Source organism: Nocardia sp. NPDC049220 (assembly GCF_040647855.1).
Taxonomy (GTDB): domain Bacteria; phylum Actinomycetota; class Actinomycetes; order Mycobacteriales; family Mycobacteriaceae; genus Nocardia.
This window is the reverse complement of record NZ_JBEZDA010000002.1, coordinates 507145-526625: the sequence shown is the minus strand read 5'-3', so window position 1 is coordinate 526625 and position 19481 is coordinate 507145. Positions and strand designations below refer to the sequence as shown.

18 protein-coding genes are annotated in these 19481 nt (G+C 66.3%); 9 read left to right on the top strand and 9 right to left on the bottom strand.

Annotation, left to right across the window (positions count from 1 at the left end; all coding sequences use genetic code 11):
• Positions 1-50: 50 nt before the first annotated feature.
• The 4 genes from AB0C34_RS09495 (at position 51) to AB0C34_RS09480 (ending at position 3433) form a co-directional block, all read left to right on the top strand.
• Positions 51-710, top strand: coding sequence for an SRPBCC family protein (locus AB0C34_RS09495; RefSeq protein ID WP_357069284.1), 660 nt, complete (start codon positions 51-53; stop codon positions 708-710).
• Between the two features lie 6 nt (positions 711-716).
• The gene (locus tag AB0C34_RS09490) at positions 717-1760 is read left to right on the top strand and encodes a ketoacyl-ACP synthase III family protein (protein WP_357069282.1); all 1044 of its coding nucleotides are present in this window, start codon (positions 717-719) and stop codon (positions 1758-1760) included.
• Positions 1757-2812 (top strand): aminotransferase class I/II-fold pyridoxal phosphate-dependent enzyme, encoded by a 1056-nt coding sequence (locus AB0C34_RS09485; RefSeq protein WP_357069280.1) that lies wholly within the window; start codon positions 1757-1759, stop codon positions 2810-2812. The genes AB0C34_RS09490 and AB0C34_RS09485 overlap by 4 nt, the downstream gene beginning before the upstream one ends.
• A 243-nt stretch (positions 2813-3055) precedes the next feature.
• Entirely contained in the window at positions 3056-3433 is a 378-nt protein-coding gene (locus tag AB0C34_RS09480) for a hypothetical protein (protein ID WP_357069278.1), read from the top strand.
• 6 nt (positions 3434-3439) lie between these two features.
• Here the strand turns inward: AB0C34_RS09480 and AB0C34_RS09475 are convergent, their stop codons facing one another.
• Complete coding sequence (locus AB0C34_RS09475; RefSeq protein WP_357069276.1) at positions 3440-3850, bottom strand: SdpI family protein; 411 nt, start codon at positions 3848-3850, stop codon at positions 3440-3442.
• A 165-nt stretch (positions 3851-4015) separates the two neighbouring features.
• Between AB0C34_RS09475 and leuS the strand changes: the two genes are divergently transcribed.
• From leuS to AB0C34_RS09460, 3 genes are all read left to right on the top strand, one after another.
• On the top strand, positions 4016-6862 hold the full coding sequence (gene leuS, locus AB0C34_RS09470; protein WP_357069274.1) for a leucine--tRNA ligase: 2847 nt from the start codon (positions 4016-4018) through the stop codon (positions 6860-6862).
• A gap of 219 nt (positions 6863-7081) precedes the next feature.
• Complete coding sequence (locus tag AB0C34_RS09465; protein WP_357069272.1) at positions 7082-7576, top strand: hypothetical protein; 495 nt, start codon at positions 7082-7084, stop codon at positions 7574-7576.
• A gap of 318 nt (positions 7577-7894) precedes the next feature.
• The gene (locus AB0C34_RS09460; RefSeq protein ID WP_357069270.1) at positions 7895-8485 is read left to right on the top strand and encodes a hypothetical protein; all 591 of its coding nucleotides are present in this window, start codon (positions 7895-7897) and stop codon (positions 8483-8485) included.
• Between the two features lie 120 nt (positions 8486-8605).
• On the opposite strand, the gene AB0C34_RS09455 is transcribed toward AB0C34_RS09460, so the two are convergent.
• Positions 8606-9295, bottom strand: coding sequence for an SDR family oxidoreductase (locus AB0C34_RS09455; protein WP_357069268.1), 690 nt, complete (start codon positions 9293-9295; stop codon positions 8606-8608).
• A gap of 224 nt (positions 9296-9519) precedes the next feature.
• Between AB0C34_RS09455 and AB0C34_RS09450 the strand changes: the two genes are divergently transcribed.
• Entirely contained in the window at positions 9520-10857 is a 1338-nt protein-coding gene (locus tag AB0C34_RS09450) for a glycogen debranching protein (protein ID WP_357070101.1), read from the top strand.
• A 113-nt stretch (positions 10858-10970) separates the two neighbouring features.
• Entirely contained in the window at positions 10971-11723 is a 753-nt protein-coding gene (locus tag AB0C34_RS09445; RefSeq protein ID WP_357070099.1) for a glycoside hydrolase family 25 protein, read from the top strand.
• Between the two features lie 128 nt (positions 11724-11851).
• On the opposite strand, the gene AB0C34_RS09440 is transcribed toward AB0C34_RS09445, so the two are convergent.
• From AB0C34_RS09440 to AB0C34_RS09410, 7 genes are all read right to left on the bottom strand, one after another.
• Positions 11852-13915: a PhoX family phosphatase gene (locus tag AB0C34_RS09440; RefSeq protein WP_357069266.1), complete on the bottom strand. Its 2064-nt coding sequence runs from the start codon at positions 13913-13915 to the stop codon at positions 11852-11854.
• A 214-nt stretch (positions 13916-14129) separates the two neighbouring features.
• Positions 14130-14534, bottom strand: coding sequence for a nitroreductase/quinone reductase family protein (locus AB0C34_RS09435; protein WP_357069264.1), 405 nt, complete (start codon positions 14532-14534; stop codon positions 14130-14132).
• A 99-nt stretch (positions 14535-14633) separates the two neighbouring features.
• The gene (locus tag AB0C34_RS09430; RefSeq protein WP_357069262.1) at positions 14634-15473 is read right to left on the bottom strand and encodes an alpha/beta hydrolase; all 840 of its coding nucleotides are present in this window, start codon (positions 15471-15473) and stop codon (positions 14634-14636) included.
• 31 nt (positions 15474-15504) lie between these two features.
• Positions 15505-15801 (bottom strand): hypothetical protein, encoded by a 297-nt coding sequence (locus tag AB0C34_RS09425; RefSeq protein WP_357069260.1) that lies wholly within the window; start codon positions 15799-15801, stop codon positions 15505-15507.
• Between the two features lie 108 nt (positions 15802-15909).
• Complete coding sequence (locus tag AB0C34_RS09420; RefSeq protein ID WP_357069258.1) at positions 15910-16635, bottom strand: amino acid ABC transporter ATP-binding protein; 726 nt, start codon at positions 16633-16635, stop codon at positions 15910-15912.
• Complete coding sequence (locus AB0C34_RS09415) at positions 16636-18432, bottom strand: ABC transporter substrate-binding protein/permease (RefSeq protein WP_357069256.1); 1797 nt, start codon at positions 18430-18432, stop codon at positions 16636-16638.
• A gap of 151 nt (positions 18433-18583) precedes the next feature.
• Positions 18584-19378 (bottom strand): LLM class F420-dependent oxidoreductase, encoded by a 795-nt coding sequence (locus tag AB0C34_RS09410; RefSeq protein WP_357069254.1) that lies wholly within the window; start codon positions 19376-19378, stop codon positions 18584-18586.
• Positions 19379-19481: the final 103 nt, after the last annotated feature.

The following is a 19481-nucleotide window of genomic DNA, read 5'->3' as shown; positions in this document are numbered from 1 at the left end:
CCGAAAGGGGCCGGTCGGGGCGCGAGCCCACCGAAGTGAGGAGTACCGCCGTGACCACAAGTTCCCTGCCCGCACTCAGCGACATCCCCGAGGATGTCGTCCCCGGGGTGCTGCGCATCGAGAACTCCGACAAGGACGCGACCACCCCGATCATCATGGACATGTTGCGGTCGGTGTATCCGCACGACCAGGTCTTCGGCGAATACTGCCCGGTGCAGGCGTACATCGCCGCACCGCCGCGCGAGGTGTACGAGTACCTGGCCGACACCAGATCGCTGGAGGAATGGACCTACAGCCTGCGCGGTTTCGTCGAGACCGAGGAACCAGGACTGTGGCTGGCCTATGACCGACTCGGCGACGCGACCGAGATCTACACCCGCACCGTCGCGAACCCGGACGCGATGACCGTGGATTACCACTGCGCCTGGGACCAGGGCAAGCACCTGTGGATGGTCTATTTGATGCGGGTGGTGGACGCGCGGGTCGTCTTCGACAAGCCGGGTTCGGTTGTGCTGTGGATGAATTGCAAGCACCCGTTCTACGACGAGAACCCCTACCCGGACACAGCGCCGCCGAAGCGGCCGGTGTGGGTCGGCGACTTCTGGGAGATGTTCTCGGCAGGTCACCAGTTGGAGATGGACAACCTCAAAGCGATCTGCGAGTACCGGGCGGCGAATGGCCTGCCCATCAAGCCGGAATGGATGAAGTGAGAGCGGATGAACCCCTTGAACCCCACTGCCGCAGCACTGCCGACGGTCAGTCTGGTGGACGTGTCCAGCTATCTGCCCGGCGAGCCGGTCGGTACCGAGTACTTCACCCAGTTCGCGCGCTCGGATCGGATGGCGAAGAACGTCATGTTCCGCGCCCCCAAGGGCCGCCACCACGTGGCCCGGGACGAGACGGCTGTCGACATGGTCGAGCGGGCGGTCGCGCCGCTGATCGAACGGCATGGCGCCGACCTGATCGCCAACGTGGATGTCTTGATCACCCACACCCAACTGCCGAACAATCCGGTGCTCGGCTGCGGGCCCGAGGTGGCCCGGCGGCTCGACATCCGTCCCAGCTTCGTCTATGACGTGCACAATGGCGGCTGCGCGGCCTTCGTCCACATGATGGCGATGGCGCGCATGGTGTTGCAGACCACCGATGCCCGCACCGCACTGATCGTGGCGACGCAGAACTCCGCGGGACCGGTGTTCACCCAGACCGAGATCCGCCAGCTGGCCCAGGCGCCGGTGCCCGGCGACGGTTGCGGTGTCGGACTGCTCGTGAAGGATGACAGCGCACCGATTCTCGACATCGAATGCCGCACCTATCCCGAATTTGCCGGCGACATGGACTTTTCCACCAACAGCGCACGCAAGTACTGGGAGCCGGGCGAGGGGCAGGCATGCGTCAGCTTCACCGAGTCCAAGGTCACCAAGGTGTTCGCCCGCGGCAACCGTCTGGTTCCCGAGGTGGCGTTGGCAGTCTGCGACCGGATCGGCGTGAAAGGACGGGAAGTCGATACCTTCGTCACCAACCAGCCCAACCGCCTGTTCCTGCGTAACTGGCACGACGCCTTGGAATTGCCCGCGGAACGGCACCCGGACACCTTCGATTCCTGTGGCAATCTCTTCGCCGCGGCAATCCCGGTGACCCTGGACGTGGAGAATCGGGCGGGTCGGCTGCGGAACGGATCGACGGTGCTGATGGCGGCGTTCGCGCATGCGGGCGACTTCGCGGGCGCGGCCGCCGTCCGCTGGGGAGCCGCGCGATGACCGTGCGTCTCGACGACGACGCCCGGTCCGCACGCCGCGGCCGATTGCCGGGCCCGAGGCAGCGGTTCGATCTCAGTCTCAGCGAGAACCCGTTTCCCCCGCTACCTTCGGTCTTGCTGGCGGTGAATGCCGCGCTGGCGCAGGTGAACCGTTATCCGGAGTTCCGGCCGCGCGAGCTGCCGACGGTGATCGCGCAACACATCGGGGTGCGGGCGGATCAGGTGGTCGTCGGGGCCGGCGCAACCGGTGTGGCGCTGCAGATTCTCCAGACGTTGACTCGGCCGGGCTCCGAAATCGTCTACGGTGCACCGACCTTCGACGGATACCCGATCCTGGCCGAGATGGTCGGCGTCGAGGCCGTGCCGGTCCCCCTGGATGCCACGGGCAACCAAGATCTGTGGGCGATGCAGCAGGCCATTGATCAGCGGACCGCACTGATGGTGGTGTGCCGCCCACACAACCCGACCGGGACGGTCATACCGGCGAGCGAACTGACGGCGTTCCTGTCCGGTGTGCCCGGTCGAGTGCCGGTGATCCTCGACGAGGCCTATGTCGAATTCGTCGGCGCGGCCGAATACCTCGACCCGCTGGCACTGATCGACAAGCACCCCAACCTCGTGGTGCTGCGCACCTTCTCCAAAGCCTACGGCCTGGCCGGACTGCGCATCGGGTACGCCTTCGGCAGCAGCGCGATGATCGCACAGGTACGCAGGCTGCAACTGCCGTTCGGGGTGAGTTCGGCGGCGGTGGCCGCGGTCTGCGCGTCCTACGCCGCCGAACCCGAACTCGCGGCACGAACCATGCGGATCACCGCGGAACGTGACTCGCTGCGCGACGCGTTGCTCAACCGCGGGATCGCGGTACCGCCCAGCCACGCCAACTTCCTGTACCTGCCCGGACCCGGTATGGCGACAGCGCTGCGCCGAGCAGGCATCGCCGCGAAGTGCTACCCCGACGGAAGCGCACGGATCGCGGTCGGCGACCCCGAGGCGGATCACGCCGTGTTGCGGGCCCTCGAAGCACACCCCTTCAGCCGACCACCGATCGGCTGAGGCATTGTGACCGCGCCGCTGTTGCGGTAGCGGTGTGACGCGGTACCCGGTGGGGTGCGTCGATGTCGGTGTGGGCGACGCGGCGGAGTTGCCGCGGTCGTGACCGCGTCAGCAGTGTCGTAGCATCCGACACCGTGCACGGACCTCAGCACTCGGGCATTGGGCGGGAATCGCCGAAGCAAGGCCGCCACGGGCTGCGCCGGACGCGGGCCGACACAGTCGGCGTGATGGTTCGATGGAGCGATGAAGCGGCGCGAATTCCAGCCGAACGCGGCGCCCGCGCACCGGACCGCGAGCCGTGTGCTCTTCCGGTTCCGCCTGGGCCGCCGTGTGGTCATCCTGCGTCAGACGCTGATCGAGCCCGGCGGCACCAGTGGCTGGCACTATCACGACGGCACCCTGTTCGTCCTGGTCACACGTGGCACGCTGGATCATCCCGGCACGGACTGTGTACCGGTCAGCTACCGGCGATGGCGGATACTCCGGGAACCGAGCGGACCGTGCTACCCGCACATGGCCCGCAATCCAGGGAGTGTGCCGTTATTGCTGTGCGTGCTCTACGTCAATCCGGTCGGCAGTCCGCTCTCGCGTAGCGTCGCAGCGCCCGAGTGCGGGCAGTAGGGGAGGTCAGCTCGCGGGCTGGCAGGCCTCGCGCAGCGAGCACGCGCCGCACGAACTGCCACAGCCGCCGACCTCGGCAGCAGGCGGTGCCAGAACGTCCGCCCGCTGCGCGGCGGCGTTGGCGCCCGCGCCCAGGGTGAACAGGGCGACGACCGCGACCGAGAGCGCGACCAACAGCGCGACGATCCCGCTCGCGGCCAACACGACGAGACCACCGGCGAATAGCAGCGCCCCGGCTGCCAGGGACGTGGGCGCGGCGATACGGTTCGCGACGCGGAAGGTTTCGTCGTTCGACAGTGCGGCCTCGGTATGCACCCCGACGAAACGGTTGCGGGGCAGCCGACCGGTGAGCCCGAGTGCGCCGGTTGTACCGGCCACAACAGCCAGCACGAACAGGAAGAGAGCGACGACGAACACCCATGCAGGTTAGCGCATCCGTGCCGACCGGCCGCCGTGGGGCCATGCGGCTGCGGACGCGCCGGGAAGTCCAGGCCAGCCCGATTTCCGGTCCCACCGACCGAACGCTCTACCCTGATAGACGAAGTTTGTCTGGTAATCGGCGGATCACAAGAAGGCAGGACCGTGCAGGACACACGTGCAACCGAAAGCGACGTACCAGAACACCGGTACAACGCGGGGCTTGCCGGGCGCATCGAGCGTCGGTGGCAGCGGACGTGGGACGAGCGCGGAACCTTCCATGCGCCGAATCCGGTGGGCCCGCTGGCCGGGCCGACTCCGGCGGACAAGCTGTTCGTGCAAGACATGTTCCCCTACCCCTCGGGCGCCGGCCTGCATGTCGGTCATCCGCTCGGCTATATCGCCACCGACGTCTTCGCCCGCTATCACCGCATGCACGGCCGCAACGTGCTGCACGCCCTCGGCTACGACGCCTTCGGCCTGCCTGCCGAGCAGTACGCGGTGCAGACCGGCGCACATCCACGGGTGACCACCGAGTCGAACATCGCCACCATGCAGAGTCAGTTGGACCGGCTCGGCCTCGGACACGACCGCCGGCGCTCATTCGCGACCACCGACCCGGAGTACTACCGCTGGACGCAATGGATCTTCCTGCGCATCTACAACGCCTGGTACGACCAGGAAGCCGATCGTGCCCGCCCGATCGCCGAGCTGGAAGCCCAATTCGACTCCGGCGCCCGCCCCGCCCCGGATGGACAGGATTGGGCGGCCATGACCGCGGCCGAGCGCAGCGCGCTGCTCGATTCGTACCGTCTGGTCTATCAGACCGATTCGGTGGTGAACTGGTGCCCAGGTCTGGGCACCGTGTTGTCCAATGAGGAGGTCACCGCCGAAGGCCGCAGCGAGCGCGGCAACTTCCCGGTGTTTCGCAAGCGGCTGTGGCAGTGGATGATGCGCATCACCGCCTACGCCGACCGGCTGGTCGACGATCTGGACCACCTGGTCTGGCCGGAGAACGTCAAAGCCATGCAGCGCAACTGGATCGGCCGCTCGCGTGGTGCGCAGGTGAAATTCGACGCCGACGGCGAGCAGATCGAGGTCTTCACCACTCGACCGGACACCCTGTTCGGCGCGACCTATGTGGTACTGGCGCCGGAACATGACCTGGTCGACAAGCTGACCGCCGCCGCGTGGCCCGACGGCGCCGACTCCCGCTGGACCAACGAGGGCGCCCCGACTCCCGCGGACGCGGTCGCGGCCTACCGCAAGTCGATCGCGGCCAAATCGGACCTGGAGCGGCAGGAAAACAAGGAGAAGACCGGCGTTTTCCTGGGCACCTACGCGACCAACCCGGCCAATGGCGCGCCCATGCCGGTCTTCATCGCCGACTACGTGCTCAGCGGCTACGGCACCGGCGCGATCATGGCGGTGCCCGGCCACGACCAGCGTGACTGGGATTTCGCCACCGCGCTCGGCCTGCCGATCAAGGAGGTCATCTCCGGCGGCGACATCACCGTCTCGGCCCACACCGGCGAGGGCGAAGTGGTGAATTCCGACTATCTGAACGGGCTTTCGGTCGAGGATGCCAAGGCGACGGTGATCGCCCGGCTGGAGACCGACGGGCACGGCAGCGGCACCATTCAGTACAAGTTGCGCGACTGGCTGTTCGCCCGCCAGCGTTACTGGGGCGAGCCATTCCCGATCGTCTACGACGAGCAGGGCGCACCGCACGCGCTGCCGGAATCCATGCTGCCGGTGCGACTTCCAGAGCTGGACGATTTCGCCCCGGTGACCTTCGATCCGGAGGACGCGAGCTCCGAGCCCTCGCCGCCGCTGGCCAAAGCCACCGACTGGGTGCATGTCGAGCTGGATCTCGGCGACGGGCCCAAGAAGTACCGCCGCGACACGAACGTCATGCCGAACTGGGCGGGCAGCTCGTGGTACCAGCTGCGCTACGCCGACCCGACGAACACCGAGTCGTTCTGCGCCAAGGAGAACGAGGCGTACTGGCTCGGCCCGCGTACCGAGGTCGGCGGCCAGGACGACCCGGGCGGCGTCGACCTGTACGTCGGTGGCGTCGAGCACGCGGTATTGCATCTGCTGTACGCCCGTTTCTGGCAGAAGGTGCTCTTCGACCTGGGTGACGTCAGCGGGCCCGAGCCCTACCGCAGGCTGTTCAACCAGGGCTACATTCAGGCGCACGCTTACACCGACGAGCGTGGCGCCTATGTGCCTGCCGCCGAAGTGGTCGATCGCGGCGGCCAGTTCTTCTGGGCCGACGCGACCGGCGCCGAGATCGAGGTGTTCCAGGAGTATGGCAAGATCGGAAAGTCGTTGAAGAACGCCATCTCCCCCGACGAGATGTGCGATCTGTACGGCGCCGACACCTTCCGCTTCTACGAGATGTCGATGGGGCCGCTGGACACCTCGCGCCCGTGGGCGACCAAGGACGTCGTCGGCGCGCACCGGTTCCTGCAGCGCGTCTGGCGACTGGTGGTGGACGAGGAGACGGGCGCGCTCCGGGTCACCGAACCCACGCCGACCGACGAGACGCTGCGGCTGCTGCACAAGACGATCGCGGGGGTGGACGAAGATTTCGCCGCGCTGCGCGACAACACCGCGGGGGCCAAACTGATCGAGTTGACCAATCACCTGACCAAGACCTACCCGGACGGCGCACCGCGCGCGGTGGTCGAACCGATGGTGCTGATGCTCGCCCCGCTCGCCCCGCACGTCGCCGAGGAACTGTGGGAACGCCTGGGCCACGCCGATTCCTTGGCGCACGGCCCGTTCCCCGTCGCCGATCCGGCGTTGCTGGTCGACGAGTCGGTGGAGTACCCGATCCAGGTGAACGGTAAGGTCCGCAGCCGAATTCAGGTCGCCGCCGACGCGGACAAGGCGACGATCGAGGCGGCCGCGCTGGCCGACGAGAAGATCACCGCGTTGCTGAACGGCGCCGCGCCGCGCAAACTGATCGTGGTACCCGGCCGACTGGTGAACATCGTCGCCTGAGCTTCTGCGCATAGGTTGCGCCCTGGTCGATGCCGTCGATCAGTGTGCTCGTCGCCGTACGGGACAGCGGGCGTGTTCTGCCCGACCATGAGCGGCGGCGCAGGGGCCGTCGAACACACAGACGCCTTGTCAGCCGAAGATCAGGTGGCTGGCTTGGCATCGATGAGAACACCGTGTGATCGGTTGACCAGCGCTCGCCGGTTAACAGAGAATTTTTCGATGAAGGATCTCGACGACGCGCGGGACCGGTACGCGGTGGGTGAGGTGACCAGCGAGGATCTGCCGATGATCGCCGCCTCGGCGTTGGGCCGTGGCTTGGACTCGCCCACCTTGCTGGAGTTGGCCTGCCTGCACCGAAGCGACTGTCGGGACGCGCCCAGCCTATTTCTCGCGGCCCTCGACGAACTGGGCCTGCTCGAAGACATCGACACCGATTGGGACAGCCGCGCGGCTACCGTCCTGCTGCGCCGCGCCGAAAACCACGCGCCGGACCTGCTGGTCGATGACGGAACTCCGGCGGCCCGCTCGGCGGAAATTGCGGCGCTACTGCACCGACTGGCGCACACCGAAGCCCCCTTGAACTCCGATCTTTTCGAGCTCGCCGCGTATTTCGAGGTCTTGACCGTCGACTGGTACGAAGGTTACCGAGAGCGGGCAGTGGTCGCCGAACAGATGCGGCTCAACGCCCGGCGTCTCCTCCATCACCGGTACTGAGCGCGATGGTCTTCCGGTTTCGTGTGACAAGCCGTCCGGTCACCAACACCTCGGATGCGTCGTTCGGCGGGACTCGCCTTGCTGATAAATAGGGCAGTGATCGAGGCCTGGAAAAGATTTCGCGACCATTTACGGGGGAGGGTTACAGGTGCTGGTGGGCTTACATCAGACATATCCCGCAATGCGGGTAGTGTCCGAGCACGTACCGCGGTTGAAACGTTCGAACACGCGGACCGCGACATCAGGAAGACAGTCGACGTCGAACGCGACCGTGTCCCCACGACAACGCATTCCGCGGGTGCGGCCAAAGTCCCGCCGATGGACGGTCCGAGTGTTCTGGCCCGCCTGTACAACGAATCCACCCAACGCGTTCAGCGAAAACGTCTTTCGGAGATGGGGCCCGGAGAAGAGCCCGATTTCCTCGCCGCCGCTGTCGACCGAACCGTCGATATGGACAACATATTGCGCGTTTTGCGCCTATACGACAAAACCCAACGACCGAATGTCACCCCGGGGTGGCGCACCGATTCCCACTTTCTCCTCCGCGGCGACGCTCGCGCCGCGGAGGAGGTTTTCGAAGCCGGTTTCGTTCCCTGGGAACACTCTGAGACCCTCTTTCCTGGAACCACTTCCACCACCCGTGACCTGAAATGGGCGGTCGACCACGGCGTCAACCGGGACGACGGCGTGCGACGCTTGTACGTGATCGACGCGCCGGGCGGCTACGACGTCGGCAACCACGTGGCCTCACACCTGGTGTTCCCTGGCGGCGTCGACCGCAGCCACACCGTCGGGATGTGGGAAGTCCCGTGGCAGAAAGACCGTGAACTCACCTACCGGGATCTCGCCGCGGATTACCGAGACAATTGGCACCCCAACCCCCACTACGTTCCACGGACTCCCGGCTGAATCGGTGTTCGGCATCGTCGACCACCGGGAACGCCGGCGCGAGTCACCGGCGCCGGGTCGTCGACCGCACCGCCGCGCCGGCCGGCGGAAGCTCACCTACGGTCTGGACCCAGGCGGCAGTCAGTACGGCCGAAGCACCATCTCGGTGAGATGCCCATCGCGCGGGGCGTCGAGGGCGGCGCGCACCGTGTAGGCCACCGTCTCCGGCGTGAGGAACTCCTCGGCCCGGTATTCGCGGCGCTCGGCCGCGACGATCTCACGCTGCATGTCGGTGTCGATCCGCCCCGGATGAATCGAGGTCACCCGGAGGGCCGGCTCTTCGAGTCGTAGCGCGTCACCGAAAGCGCGCAGTCCGAATTTGCTCGCGGCGTAGGAGGCCCAGCCCGCGTTGGCGCGCAGCCCGGCGCCCGAATTGATCAGCACCACATGACCATCGGCCGCTCGCAGCGCGGGAAGGAGCAACCTGGTCAACTCGGCTACCGCGATCAGGTTGGCGTCCAATGTCTTTCGCCACTGCTCGACGGTAGAATCGGCGATGGTGCCGAGATCGGCGATACCGGCGTTGTGCACCAAGACATCCAGGCGCTGAATCGGCGCGGTCGCCGCGTCGACCGCGGCATAGTCGGTCAGCTCCACCGGCCACCCGGTCGCGTCGGGCAGTTCCGCCAGGATGTCGCGCAGCGCGGCCGCGGATCGGGCGCCGAGCAGCAGGTCGTGCGTCGACGCGAGTTCGCGGGCGATCGCCGCGCCGAGCCCCCGGCTGGCGCCGGTGATCAACGCGGTCGGTTTCGGGGTCACGGCGGAGGTCATAGGCCCCACCGTAACCGTCCGAGAACGAGCGGCGTAAAACCCGTAGCACTGGACGTACGCCTGGCGAGGCAGGCATAAATCGACTGACGATCTCGAGCTGATCACGGATGGGGCATTCGAGAGTGACAATCGCCGAACACGAGCCGACCGTCGGCCGGTGGGACGACGGTGAGTCGGACACCGCCGAGCGGGCATATCTGCGGGTGGCATCGCAGAATAGGGGCATGGCACACCCGGGTTTCACCCCAACCCAACTCGCGGCCCGCGCTTCCTACCTGCTGCGGGGCAATGACCTGGGCACGATGACCACCGCGGCGCCACGACTGTATCCGCACATGTGGAGCTGGGATGCGGCCTTCGTCGCGGTCGGCCTGGCTCCACTCAGCGTGGAGCGGGCGGTGATCGAACTGGATACCCTGCTGTCCGCGCAATGGAAGAACGGCATGATCCCGCACATCGTCTTCGCCAATGGCGTAGACGGCTATTTTCCGGGCCCGTCCCGCTGGGAATGCCGCAAGCTGGCCGCCGACGCGCCGGACGGCCCAGACACCTCGGGGATCACCCAGCCTCCGGTGCACGCGATCGCGGTGCAGCGCATTCTGGACCATTCGCGCCGACACGGCCGCAGCACCAGGTCGGTCGCCGAGGAGTTCCTCAACCGGCGCTGGCCGGACCTGGTGCGCTGGCACCGGTGGCTGGCACACGCCCGCGACCCCAAGGAGACCGGCCGGATCACGCTGTATCACGGGTGGGAGTCCGGCATGGACAACTCGCCCCGCTGGGACCGCGCCTACGAGAACGTCATCCCGGGCGACTTGCCGCCCTTCCGCCGCGAGGACCTGCTCGTGGTCGCCGATCCGACCCAGCGTCCGACCGACCGCGAGTACCACCGTTATCTGTGGTTGGTCGAGCAGATGCGCCGCGCGGGCTACGACGACTACCAGCTCGCCTCGACCATGAGCTTCGCCGTCGAGGACGTCTTCGTCACCGGGATTTTCGCGCTGGCCTGCGAGGTTCTCGCCAATATCGGTGAGGAGTACAGACAGCCCAACGCCGATGTACGCGATCTGTACTCGTGGGCCGACCGATTCCGCGCCGGTGTCGTCGCGACGACCGACCCGCGCACCGGCGCGGCACGCGACTTCGATGTGCGATTGCAACGCTGGATCCGCACCGAGACGCTCGCGATGTTCGCGCCGCTGCTGTGCGGCGGCCTGCCACGCGACACCGAACGCAGCCTGCTGCGGCTGTTCGAGGGGCCACACTTTTGCGGCCATCCCGACCTGCGCTACGCGCTTCCACCATCCACCTCACCCGTGTCCAAGGACTTCCGCCCCCGCGAATACTGGCGTGGCCCGGTGTGGCCGGTGATGAGCTGGCTGTTTTCTTGGGTTTTCGCCAGGCGCGGTTGGGCAGAACGCTCGTTCATGCTGCGTGCGGAGGGATTGCGCCAGGCCAGCGACGGAAGTTTCGCCGAGTACTACGAACCGTTCACCGGCGAACCGCTCGGCAGCATGCAGCAGTCCTGGACAGCGGCCTCCGTCCTGGACTGGCTGGGCTGATCCGCCACCGCGGTCTTTCGACCTGTACCGGCCACAGACGGATGGAAAATTGTTAGCAACTTTCCCATACGCCCCACTGGCCACATCAGTAGCAGATGGCTATCGTAATCGGCATGGAGACCTCCCGATTTGGCGCATACACTCGCCGCCTCGGTTCTGCGCTATCGCTCCTCGCACCACTTGGCATCCTTGTAGCTACCTCTCCGTCCACGGCGGCGGCACCGACCGGCCCCGATGTCTCGTCGTGGCAGCACGGCGACGGGCGGCTGATCGACTGGTTCTCGGTCAAGCGTGCCGGGCACAACTTCGCCATGGTCAAGGCCACCGAGGGACTGAACTACATCAACCCCTACTTCGTGCCCGACAGCCTGCTGATGCGGGCTGCGGGCCTGGCCCGCGGGACCTACCATTACGCGCGCCCGAATCTGCCACCGGAACCGCAGGCAGCGCTCTATGCCGCGGTAGTGCTCGGCCAGAACGGCCCGCTGGATCTCCCGCCGGTGCTCGACCTGGAGAACTCCGGCGGGCTGAACCCGGCCGGACTCATCGACTGGACACACCGGTATCTGAACACCGTGCAGGCTCTGACCGGTCGCGTTCCGATCGTCTACACCTACCCAAACTTCTGGCGGACCGCGATGGCCGACACCACCGAGTTCACCCGGTACCCACTGTGGATCGCCGACTACCGCGGCAACGCCCAGCCCGAGGTCCCCGGCGGCTGGAACACCTGGACGTTCTGGCAGACCACCGACAGCGGCAGCATTCCTGGCATAGCCGGCCGTACGGACCTGAACGTTTACAGCGGCGCCCAAGGCGATCTCGCCCGATATGCCAACATGGTCGGGCTGACCGGAAGCGGGTAACCGCAGCGACAAGAGGGATGGAACCGCTACTCGCCCAGTCGAGTAGCGGTTCCACCAAGGAACGGTCACAGGCGACAATCGGCAGCCGGTTGCAGGACCAGCCGACCGGGCCGCCGCGGCCGGTGGACTCAGGCGCCGATCCGGCCGCCATTCTTCTTCCACACCACCGCCACCGAAGGACGCGGCTGCGCCGAGCCGCCGTCCGGCCAGTGCGACAGCGGATTCTCCGGGCTCGCGTTGTCGGCCTCGCCGGGATGCTGCACACACACCATGACCCGCGACTCGGTAACGACCGGCCCACAGGTCTCCGCGCCCCGGGGCACCGTGAGGAACTGCTTGGTCTGCCCGCGGTTCGGGCCGTCGAGCACCACCGAGAACAGTCCGTCGTTGGACTTCAACGCGTTACCGTCAGTCGAAATCCACAGGTTGCCGTACGGATCGAACGCCAGGTTGTCCGGGCAGGAGATCGGGCTGACCTTGGTCTTGTCGTATCCGGCGAAGTAGGTGTCCGCGGCCGCGGGATCACCGCAGACCAACAGGAGCGACCAGGTGAAGGTCGTGCCGGTGTGGTTGTCGTCGATCTCCAGGATCTGCCCGTTCTTGTTCAGATTGCGTGGATTCGCCTCGTCCGGGCCTTGCTTGCCTGCCGCACCGCGGTTGTCGTTGTTGGTCAGCGCGACATACACCCTGCCGGTGTAGGGGTTGGCCTCGAAGTCCTCCGGGCGGTCCATCTTGGTGGCGCCGACCTTGTCCGCGGCCAGGCGGGTGAACACGGCGACCTCTTCGGCGCTCATGCCCTCGACCAATGACTTACCCTTGCCGTCGGAACCGGTCTCCAGCAACGGAATCCACTGTCCGGTACCGGTGAAGCCGTGGTCGGACGGCTCGGCGCCGGTGCCGTCGATCTTGTCCGCGTGGTCGCCGCTGAGTTTCGCGACATACAGGGTGCCCGCGTCCAGGATGGTCAGGTTGTGCCGCATACTCGCGACGCCGGTGCCGGACTGGACTTTGCGCGAAGACACGAACTTGTACATGTAGTCGAACTTCTCGTCATCGCCGGTGTAGGAGACGACGTCACCATTGTTTGTGACGTAGATGGTGGCTGCCTCGTGCTTGAGCCGCCCCATCGCGGTGTGCTTGATCGGCGTCGAAGCCGGATCCCATGGATCTACCTCGATCACATAGCCGAATCGGTTGACCTCGTTGGGTTCCTGCGCCAGATCGAAGCGCTTGTCCGCGCGCTCCCACTGGTTGACGGTCTTACCCGCGGCCAGGCCGTACCGCTTCAGCCTCGCCGCGGCCGCCGAGTCGGTCACCTTGTCGCTGTTGGCGAAGTAGCCGTTGAAGTTCTCTTCGCCGGAAAGGACCGTGCCCCATGGCGTAAGCCCGCCGGAACAGTTCGCGAAGGTGCCCAGCACCTTGGTGCCGCTCGGATCGGCCGAGGTCTTGACGAAGTCGCTGCCCGCGGCGGGGCCGGTCAGCGTGAACTCGGTGGTCGCGGTGATCCTGCGGTTGTACTTGCCGAAGGCGGGAACCAGCTTGCCCGAACCGGACTCGCCATGCACCTCCACCACGGTCAGGCCGTGCGCGGCCATGGTGACCGCGATCTGTTCGCCAGTCGGTGCTTCCTTGTCATAGCCGCGGAACATATGTGGGGATGTGGTGTACTCGTGATTGACTACCAGCAGATAGTTATTCGCCTGGCCTTCGAGCGGCAGCAGGGCAGCGAAGTCGTTGTTGTAACCGAACTGCTTCGCCTGCGCGGCGGCCGTCTGGTTGTCGAAGTCGAAAGCGGGCGCGTCCCGGAATAGGGGATCGCCCCAACGAATCACGACGGACTGCTCGTAGCCGTCCGGGATCACCACGGCGTCTTCGGTGTTCGGCGTGACCGCGGTGAAGTCGGTACCGGTCCCGGGCGAGTCCCCGGGGGCGGCCGACTCAGCGCTGGCCGGCTCCTCGTCGCCGCAGGCCGCCAGGACGCTGCCCGCCCCCACCGCCAGTACCGCCGCCGCGCCGCCCTTGATCAACCCGCGCCGGTTCAGGGAGCTGACGATGTCACCGAAGTAGGCGCCGGCCGAAGTATTCGGTGCCTCGTGAAAGCACGCGTTCGCGCACTTGTATTCGCACGTCACAGCGGCACGTGACGACCGGCCGTCGTGCTGCACGAAAAGAGCGAGTGGCTGAAGACTCACGGTTACTCCTGGGTTGAGCTGACGGCCGCACGCTAAACCATTCGAACAATCCGGAACAAAAGACGAGGTGAACAGCCGACCAATTAGGTAACCCTCAGATTGCCGGATCGGTGGACGGCGCACAGCGAACACCGTGCGATTCGACGATCTTGTCTCGACACGGCATGCGCTGTGGCAGCTGGGTCGCTGCGCCTAGGTCATCGCACGCGGCAAGTCATGCTCGTGTGAGCGCTACCACCGGGATGATGCGGGCGGTTCGCATCTCGTACTCGGCGAAGAACGGGTAGGACCGCTTGAGCAGGGCCCAGGTGCGACCTCGGTCTTCGCCGGTGAGCGGAGTCGCCAGCGCCTCGTAACTCTCGGCCCCTACCTCGACGGTGACGTGCCGGTGCTTCTCCAGGTTGAGGTACCAGTCGGGGTGGGAGGACGCACCGACGTTGGAAGCGACCACCAGAAGGCGGTGGCCGTCGCGGTGAAACATCATCGGGGTGGTGTGCGCGGCGCCGGATCGGCGGCCTGTCGTAGTCAGCAGAACCAGACGGTCGCGGCGCATCCCCTCGATGTCACCGCCCGCTCGGAACTGAGCGATCGTTGTTCGGTTGATGTCTTGGACGTCCATGGTTCACCTCACTCCGATGGGTCTGACCTGATCCCAGCTTTCACCCTGGTTGAACACCGTGTCCCCGAAATGCCCGGATTTGCCGCGCGACCTGCGGAGCTATTCGCGGTGCGCGAGCAGATGGCGGATGAGCAGCCTGGTCAGCGCCTCGGGCGCCTCCTCGGGGACCCAGTGCGAGACGTCCTCGAGCATCTCGAAGCGGTATGGGCCGGACACATACTTCTGCGTGGCCAGCGCCGCGGTGGACCCGATCGTCGCGTCCTCGGTGCTCCACACGTACAGGGTCGGAACCTCTACCTGGCCGATCCCATCCCCGACGGACGAGGCGCGATACCAGTTCAGCGCTCCCGTGAGCGCGTCTGGCAGTTCGAGCCGGCGCACATAGTCCTCGACCCGCTCCTCGGGCACCTTCCACTCGAAGATTCGCCTCAGTCCGGCGGCGTCGTCCGCGAGCATGGCCTGCTCGGCGGTGCGCGGTCGCCGCAACGTCGTCAGGTGATGCGAGCGCTGCGCTTGGTCCTCGTCCTCGGCAACCGCCTGCTCGAGCGCGGCGGGATGTGGGTGTGATACCGCGCTGAAGGTACGGACCCGCGCTGGCAACTGGGCAGCCACCGCCCACCCCACCCGGGCGCCACAGTCGTGGCCGACCAGGTCGAACCGTTCCCAGCCCAAGCCGTCAGCGATCGCCACCACGTCGCCGACCAGGTCCGCCAGCCGATAATCGGCAGCCCGCTGGGGCCGCACCCCGGGCGAGTACCCACGCTGATCGGGCGCCACCGCATGGCACCCACCGCCGCCGAGCGCGGCCAGTTGGAACTCCCACTCGATCGCGCCCTGTGGAAACCCGTGCAGCAGGAGCACTTCTCGCCCCCCGGGCGCGCCACCCGACAGCGCGTCGAACGTTCCCGCCGCCGTGCGAATCTCGAGTTCTTCGATCACCTACCAAACTCTAGAACCGCCCACCGACGACTCAGTGCTCGTCGTAGTGACCGTCGTGGGCGGCGTGCCGGTGACCGTCATGCAGATAGTCGACGTGGTCACCGTGCTGAACGGAGTCGTGGCCGCAGTCCGGGCCGTGCTGGTGCGGGTGGTCGCCGCACTCCGTGTGCCCGGACCGCTCGCATTCGTCGTAGTGACCCTCATGTTCGCGGTGCAGGTGACCATCGTGCGCGTAGTCGACATGGTCGCCGTGCTGGACCGCCATGTGGCCGCAGTCCGGGCCGTGCGTGTGGTCATGGCCGGTGTGCTGTTGATGTGCTGTGGTCATCTCAGATTTCCCTCCTGCACGGACAGCTGGATCTGTGATTGATGACACATTATCAGATGCGCATCTGTGCAGATCGCTGAAGATGCGCTGTCCGACTGGGAAGCAAGGTCAGAGCACCTGGGAAAGAAACCTCTGCAACCGCGGCGTCTGCGCGTCATCGAACAGGGCGTCGGGCGTGCCGGTCTCGACGACCTGTCCCTCGTCCATGAACACCACGCTGTCGGACACCGTGCGGGCGAAGCCCATCTCGTGCGTCACCACGATCATCGACATACCGCCGGAGGCGAGGTCGGCGATCAGCGCGAGCACGCCCTTGACCAGCTCCGGGTCCAGCGCCGAGGTGGCCTCGTCGAAGAACATGATCTCCGGTTTCATGGCCAACGCCCGCGCGATGGCGACGCGCTGCTGCTGACCGCCGGAGAGATTGGCGGGCCTGGCGTCGGCCTTCTCCGCCAATCCGACGATCTCCAACTGCTCGAGCGCGAGAGCCCGCGCGGCGTCCTTGGACAGGCCGCGCAGTTTGCGCGGACCGAGCGCGACATTCTCCGCGACGGTCTTGTGCGGGAAAAGATTGAAATGCTGGAAAACCATGCCGATGCGCTGACGCAACATGTCTGGGTCCTCGGCGAGCACGGACGCGCCATCCAGCAGCACATCACCCCGGTCCGGCTCGTAGAGTCGGTTCAGCACACGCAGCAGCGTCGACTTGCCGGAGCCGGACGGGCCGATGACGGTGGCGGTCCTGCCCGCGTCGACATGGATGTCGATACCGCGCAGCACCCGGTTGTGCCCGAGCGTCAGATGCAATCCGGTTCCGGTGAGAGAGGCACTCATCTATCCGCGCCCTTCCGTGATCGTGGCCGCGTCGACCGGGTCGATGGGTCGGTCAGGACGGCCGGTGCGCATACGTCGGTCGATGTAATTCACCAAGTGGGTGAGTGGGATGGTCAACAGCAGGTAGACCAGACCCGCGGCGACCAGCGGCGAGAGATTTCCGGTCTGCGCGTTCAGATCTCGGCCGACCGCGAACAATTCCCGCTGTGTGGCGAGCAGCCCGAGGAAGTAGATCAGCGACGAATCCTTGATCAGCGCGATGAACTGGTTCATCAGCGCGGGCAGCACCCGGCGCACACCCTGCGGAATCACCACCAGCGTCATAGCCTGCCGGTAACCGAACCCGATGGCGCGCGCCGCCTCCAGTTGGCCCGCCTCGACCGATTGGATACCGGAACGGAAGATCTCGCCGATATAGGCCGAGGCGAGCAGCGCAAGGGCGACAGCGCCGAGCCAATACGGGTTGTTGCCGGTGAGGTTGCGCACCACCGGACCGACACCGAGGCCGATCAGCAGGATGATCACCACCGCGGGCAGGCCGCGGAAGATGTCCGTGTACACCCGCGCGGGCCAGCGCAACCAGCGGGTCCGGGAAATTCCCGCGACCGCGAGCAGCATGCCGAGCACGGTGCCGAGCACACCGGAAACCACCGCGAGAATCACGGTATTCGGCAGGCCGGTCCGGAGCAGGTCGGGAAAAGCCTTGCGGTACAGCGACCAATCGAAGAAAGTGTCCTTCAACTGCCGCACGGTGGATTTCGGCGCGTTCTGCGCCGTGTCGCCGGTGCGCTTCTCGGCGGCGAGCGCGGCGAAGTCGGGCAGCTGCGGCTGTGGTGCGGCCTTGGAGCCCGGCTGCCAACCGGGCGGCAGCTGCCGCGGCACCCAGTCGCGGTAGAGCTTGGCGTAGGTGCCGTCGGCGATCACCGCATCGAGGCCGCTGTTGAGTGCGTCGATCAGCGGCTGGTTGTTCTTAGCGACCGCCCAGCCGACGAAATTGTCCAGGCTGAAGGTGTTCTGCGACACCGCCGTCCCGTCACCCGGCTTGATCGCGCCCTCCGCCTGCGCAGAGGGGGCCACCCAGGCGTCTACCTGTCCGGACTTCAGATTGGCGTAGGCGGTGTTGTAATCCGGGAACTTCACCGGATCCAGATGCAGCTGGTTCACCACGAACTCGTCCTGCACGGTGCCTTGCACGACGGCGATCCTGGTGCCCCGGTGGAGATCCGAAAAACCTTTGATAGCGCTACCGTTCGGCACCACCAGGGAGAAGTAGCCGAAGTCGTAACCGTTGGTGAAGCCGACCAGCTGCCTGCGGGCGTCAGTGGTGGTGATGTTCGACGATCCGACATCGAAGCGGCCACCGGACACCTGAGCGAGCAGTCCGGCGAATTCGGTGCCCGAGAATTCCACCTGTAAGCCGAGTTCGGCGCCGACCGCCTTCAACAGTTCGTTGTCGAAGCCGGTGAAGGTGCCCTGCCCGTTGACGCAGATGCTCGGCGGCGCGTCCGACAGGGTGCCGACGCTGAGCTTGCCCGGTGTGGTCAGTCCGAGTTTCGAGACATCGATCGACGCCAGTGGCGCGGTGGTCGTGGTGGTGTAGCGGTCGGTGCCCGCGGTCCCCGACGAGGCCAGGTTGGTCGGAGCGGCCGAGGCCGCGGCGAGTCCGGGCGGTGTGCACAAGTCGCGCTCGGTGCTCGCCTCGTCGGCGCCGAAACCACACGCCGCGGCACTGAGACCGACGGCAAGCAATATCACGGCAATCAACACACGAGACCGAACAACGGGCAAACCAGCCATGACGGACCACCCTAGCCGCGCGAATCAGCTGATCTGCAGCTACCCCCGACGCACGCGGTCCGAGAACCCGCGCCGTCCAGGGCAGTCGAGCGTTCGGATCACGCTGAGCCGAAGTCCGCGCGGTCGCGCGAAAGCCGACCGGCAATCCGGCTCAGGCCAGTCCGCTGACCGGCTCCGGATTGATCTCGTCGCGCCAACGGACGGCACGCTCGATCTCGCTCAGGTCGTAGTCCGGTCCGCTCACCCCGATGGTGAACGTGGTCACGCCCGCGGCCACGAAGGCGGGCGCTTTCTCCTCCCCCGGCCACTGCACCGACCGCTCGATGCGCGCCTGGTCGGTGCCGACTGCCGCGCAATGATCGGCCAGTACCTGGTTCTTGTGCGCGAGCGCGTCCAAATCGGCGAAGGTGTGCCACATCGCCGCGTACTCGGCAACCAGCCGCAACGTCTTCTTCTCGCCACCACCGCCGATCAGGATCGGAATCTCGCGGAGCGGCTGCGGGTTCAGCTTCCGCAGCCGATCGGTGATCCTGGCCAAGTACTCCTTCAGCAGCGTGAGCCTGCTGCCCGGCGTACCGAACTCGTAGCCGTATTCGTCGTAGTCCCGCTGGAACCAACCCGCGCCGATACCGAGGATCAGCCTGCCACCGCTGATGTGGTCGACGGTGCGCGCCATATCGGCGAGCAGGTCCGGATTACGGTAGCCGCCGCCAGTGACCAGCGCACCGATCTCGACACGCTCGGTCTGTTCGGCGACGGCAGCCAGCATGGTCCAGCACTCGAAATGCGCTCCGTTCGGGTCGCCGGTGAGCGGAAAGAAGTGATCCCAGTTGAACACGATATCCACGCCCGCATCCTCCGAGCGCAGCACCGCATCGCGGATGACCTTGTACTCGGGCGCATGCTGTGGCTGCAGCTGAACTCCGATACGAACTGGACGACTCATAACCTGCTCCTCACCGCAGTAAATTTCTCGATCGAGGCTACCGCCGCGGTTGTTCTCCCGCAGAAGCCTGGCTGCGTGGTCGCGTGCCGGAGGGCTTGCTGCG